This is a genomic window from Actinomycetota bacterium (genome assembly GCA_036280995.1).
Taxonomy (GTDB): Bacteria; Actinomycetota; CALGFH01; order CALGFH01; family CALGFH01; genus CALGFH01.
Genome location: DASUPQ010000465.1, coordinates 1 through 3,194 on the forward strand (window position 1 = coordinate 1; position 3,194 = coordinate 3,194).

3 protein-coding genes are annotated in these 3,194 nt (G+C 76.8%); 2 read left to right on the forward strand and 1 reads right to left on the reverse strand.

The window, feature by feature from the left end; translation table 11 throughout:
• Nucleotides 1-1,019, forward strand: a 1,019-nt coding sequence (locus VF468_15485; GenBank protein ID HEX5879696.1) for an NYN domain-containing protein, incomplete at its 5' end; no start/stop codon positions are given.
• Nucleotides 1,020-1,027: 8 nt separating this feature from the next.
• On the opposite strand, the gene VF468_15490 is transcribed toward VF468_15485, so the two are convergent.
• On the reverse strand, nt 1,028-1,279 hold the full coding sequence (locus VF468_15490) for a hypothetical protein (protein ID HEX5879697.1): 252 nt from the start codon (nt 1,277-1,279) through the stop codon (nt 1,028-1,030).
• A 360-nt stretch (nt 1,280-1,639) separates the two neighbouring features.
• On the opposite strand from VF468_15490, the gene VF468_15495 reads away from it, so the two are divergent.
• Nucleotides 1,640-3,142, forward strand: a complete 1,503-nt coding sequence (locus tag VF468_15495; GenBank protein ID HEX5879698.1) for a hypothetical protein — start codon at nt 1,640-1,642, stop codon at nt 3,140-3,142.
• Nucleotides 3,143-3,194: the final 52 nt, after the last annotated feature.

Below are 3,194 nucleotides of genomic sequence, written 5' to 3' on the forward strand. Positions count from 1 at the left end.
CGGAGGGGGAGGCGGCGGTGGCGGCGGCGGTGGCGGCGGCCGCGACCAGCCAGGCCAGGGCCGAGGCGGCCGCCGTGCGGTCGACCCTGGCCGGGGTGGAGAGCGACCTGGACGCGGCCAGGGAGCGGGCCGAGGCCGAGGCCGCCGGGGCCAGGGCGGCCCGGGAGGAGCTGCGGGCGGCCCGTGAGGAGCTGCGGCGGGTCGAGCGGGAGCGGCGCACGCTGGCCGAACGGGTCGAGGGGCTGGAGCGCGAGCTCGCCCAGTCGGCGGCGGCGCTCCGCGCGGCCAGGGACGAGGCCGCCGCCGAGCAGCGCCGGCTCGGCGGCCGCGTGGCCGAGCTGCAGGCCCGGCTGTCGGAGGCGCAGCGGAACTACCGGGCCCTGCGCCGCTCCGCCGGGCAGGTCGACCCGGTGGTGGCCGAGGCGGTGGGGGCGCTGGAGCGTGACCTCGACGCCCTGCGGCGGGCCGCCGGGCTGGACGGCGTCGGCGGGGGCCGGGGATCCGGGGGGCCAGGGGGGACGGCGGCAGCGGGTCCCGGGGCGGGGCGGCGGCCGCGGCGGCGCAGCCCGCTGGCCGTTCCCGGTGGCCGGGGCGCCGACGACCCGGAGACGCTGGCCGCGTGGATGGGCGTGGACGGGGTGCTGGTGCTGGTCGACGGCTACAACGTGACCAAGCACCCGCAGGGGTTCCCGGACCGGGGGCTGGAGGACCAGCGGACCCTGCTGCTCGACCTGTGCCGGCGGCTGGCGCGGCGCTTCGGGGCCGAGGTCACGGTGGTGTTCGACGGCGGCACCGTCGGCCCGATCTCGACCCGGCTGCCCCTGGGGCCGGTCGAGGTGGTGTTCACCGACGCCGGCCGCACCGCCGACGACGAGATCGTGGCCAGGACCAACGCCGCCCCACCCGAACGCCCCGTCGTCGTCGTCACCTCCGACAACGAGCTCCGCACCCGCGTCACCGCCCTCGGCGCCACCATCACCCGCTCACCCGCCCTTCTCGGGCTGGCCACGGCCCGCTGACCGCGACCCTAGGAGGCGCGGGCGGCGCCGTTGCGGCGGCGGTGGGCGACGACCTGGGGCTGGAGGCCGTGGGTGGTGAGGGTGTCGAAGGCGGCCTGGAGGTCGGGGTCGAGGTCGGCCACGGGGCGGGCGGGGTCGGCGCCGAGGCGGACGACCCGGGCGTTGCGCTCGCCCAGGAAGAACTCGACCAGGCAGTCCCGGCACTCGTTGCCGCCGGGGCAGTCGTCACAGCTGATCCGCAGTGGCTCCTCGCGTCCCATGTCAGCGTTCCCTCTCTGGTTGCCGTCGGGGTCCGGCAGGTCGAGGAGCACCCTATCCGGGGGGTGTGACAAACGCCGCCGGCGGCAACGAGCTGGCCGATTTGGGCCGACTGGAGAACTTGCACGCCCGATTCCACTTCGCTACGGTGCGGCGGCCGTGTCCCCCGTTGCGACCGCAACCAGTTGAACGGTCACGCGGGATCGACCGGAGCGACGCCGTGGGGGCCGGCCGCCCCTCGGTTGCTCCGGCCGAAGGCTACGGCCCCCGCTTCCCCCGGGTGGGGGCCGTAGCCGCCTCTCACCGATCCCGCGGCCGGCGGCCGTCCCGATCCGCGGTCCCGCCCGTTACCATGGGCATACATGGATCCCAACGACCCTGGCGGGCGGCCGCCCGAGCCCGAACGGCCCGTGCCGCCCCGGCCCGCCTGGCCGCCACCGCCGCCGGCGGCGTCCTGGCCGGGCCAGCCGCCCGGGTCGGCCCCGCCAGCCCAGCTGGGCTGGGCGCCGCCCGGCCCGGCCGGCTGGGGACCACCCCCCGCGTCCCCGGTCCCGACCGGCTGGGGACTGCCGGGCCCACCACCACCGCCGCCGAGACGCCGGGCCGGGTGGATCGTGGCCGCGGTCGCCGGGCTCCTGGTGGTCGCCCTGGTCGCCGCGTTCCTGGTCGTGCGGCCGGGCGACCAGGCGCCGCGCGCCGCCGGGCGACGGCCGGCGGCCGGGCTCCCCTCCGCCCCGGGCGCCCCCAGCACCGACCCGCGCGTCGAGCTGCGGGCGCTGCTGGCCAAGCGGGCCAAGGCCGTGCGCGGCGACGACCGGGCGACCTTCCTGGCCACCGTCGACAAGCGCCAGACGAGGTTCTACAAGCGGCAGGAGACCCTGTTCGAGGCCATGCGGACGGTGCCGTTCTCGGCCTTCGCCTACGAGATCACCAGGCTGGAGGCCCCCCGCAACGAGGTCTACCGGGCCCAGGTCGAGACCAGGTACCGGTTCGAGGGCCAAGACGACAGCCCCGTGCTGGCCCGCGACTCCTTCACCTTCGTGAAGACCCGCTCCGGCTGGCGCATCGCCGGCCCCGGCGACGCCGGCATGCGCCGGCGCGACGACGTCGAGATCTGGGACTTCGGCCCGGGGAAGACGGTACGCAGCGCCCGCACCCTGATCGTCTACCACGACGGCCAGGGGGAACTGGCCGGCAGGCTGCTGCTGGCCGCCGACCGCGCCTACGCCCAGGTCGGCGCCGCCTGGACCGGCCGCTGGGAGCGCAAGGCGGTGATCCTGGTCCCCCGCAACCAGGCCGCGGCCGAGAAACTGGTCGGCGCCCGCGACCTGTCGCGGGTGGCCGCGGTGGCCTCCTCGTCGGTCGAGTCGGGCGACGTCGAACGGGTGCTCGGCAACCGGATCGTGGTCAACTCCTCCAACGTGGTCCGCTACGATCGCCTCAGCCTCCAGGTCCTCGTCACCCACGAGATGACCCACGTCGCCACCCGGACCCTGGGCGACGGCGTGCCGCTGCTGCTGGTCGAGGGGTTCGCCGACTACGCCGCGCTGAAGCCGGTCCGGCTGCCGTTCGAGGTCACCCACCAGGCGCTGGCCCGCCGGAGCGTCGACGGCCGCCTGCCGATGGACGACGAGTTCCGGCGCCGGAACGCCCCGGTCGCCTACGACGAGGGGTCGGCGTTCTGCCAGTGGGTGGCCGTGACCCACGGGAGCCGCAAGCTCCAGGCCCTGTACCGCGAGTTCCGGGGGTCGGACTCGCCGAGCTCCCGCGAGCTCGACCGCGGGTTCCGGAAGGTCCTCCGCATCTCCTACCGGACGGCCGAGCGGCGCTGGGCCGCCTGGGTCCGCGAGCAGCTCGCGTCTTGATCGTCGTGCCCCGGCCGCCGGCGGCCGACCCGCTGGAGGCGTTCACCGAGGA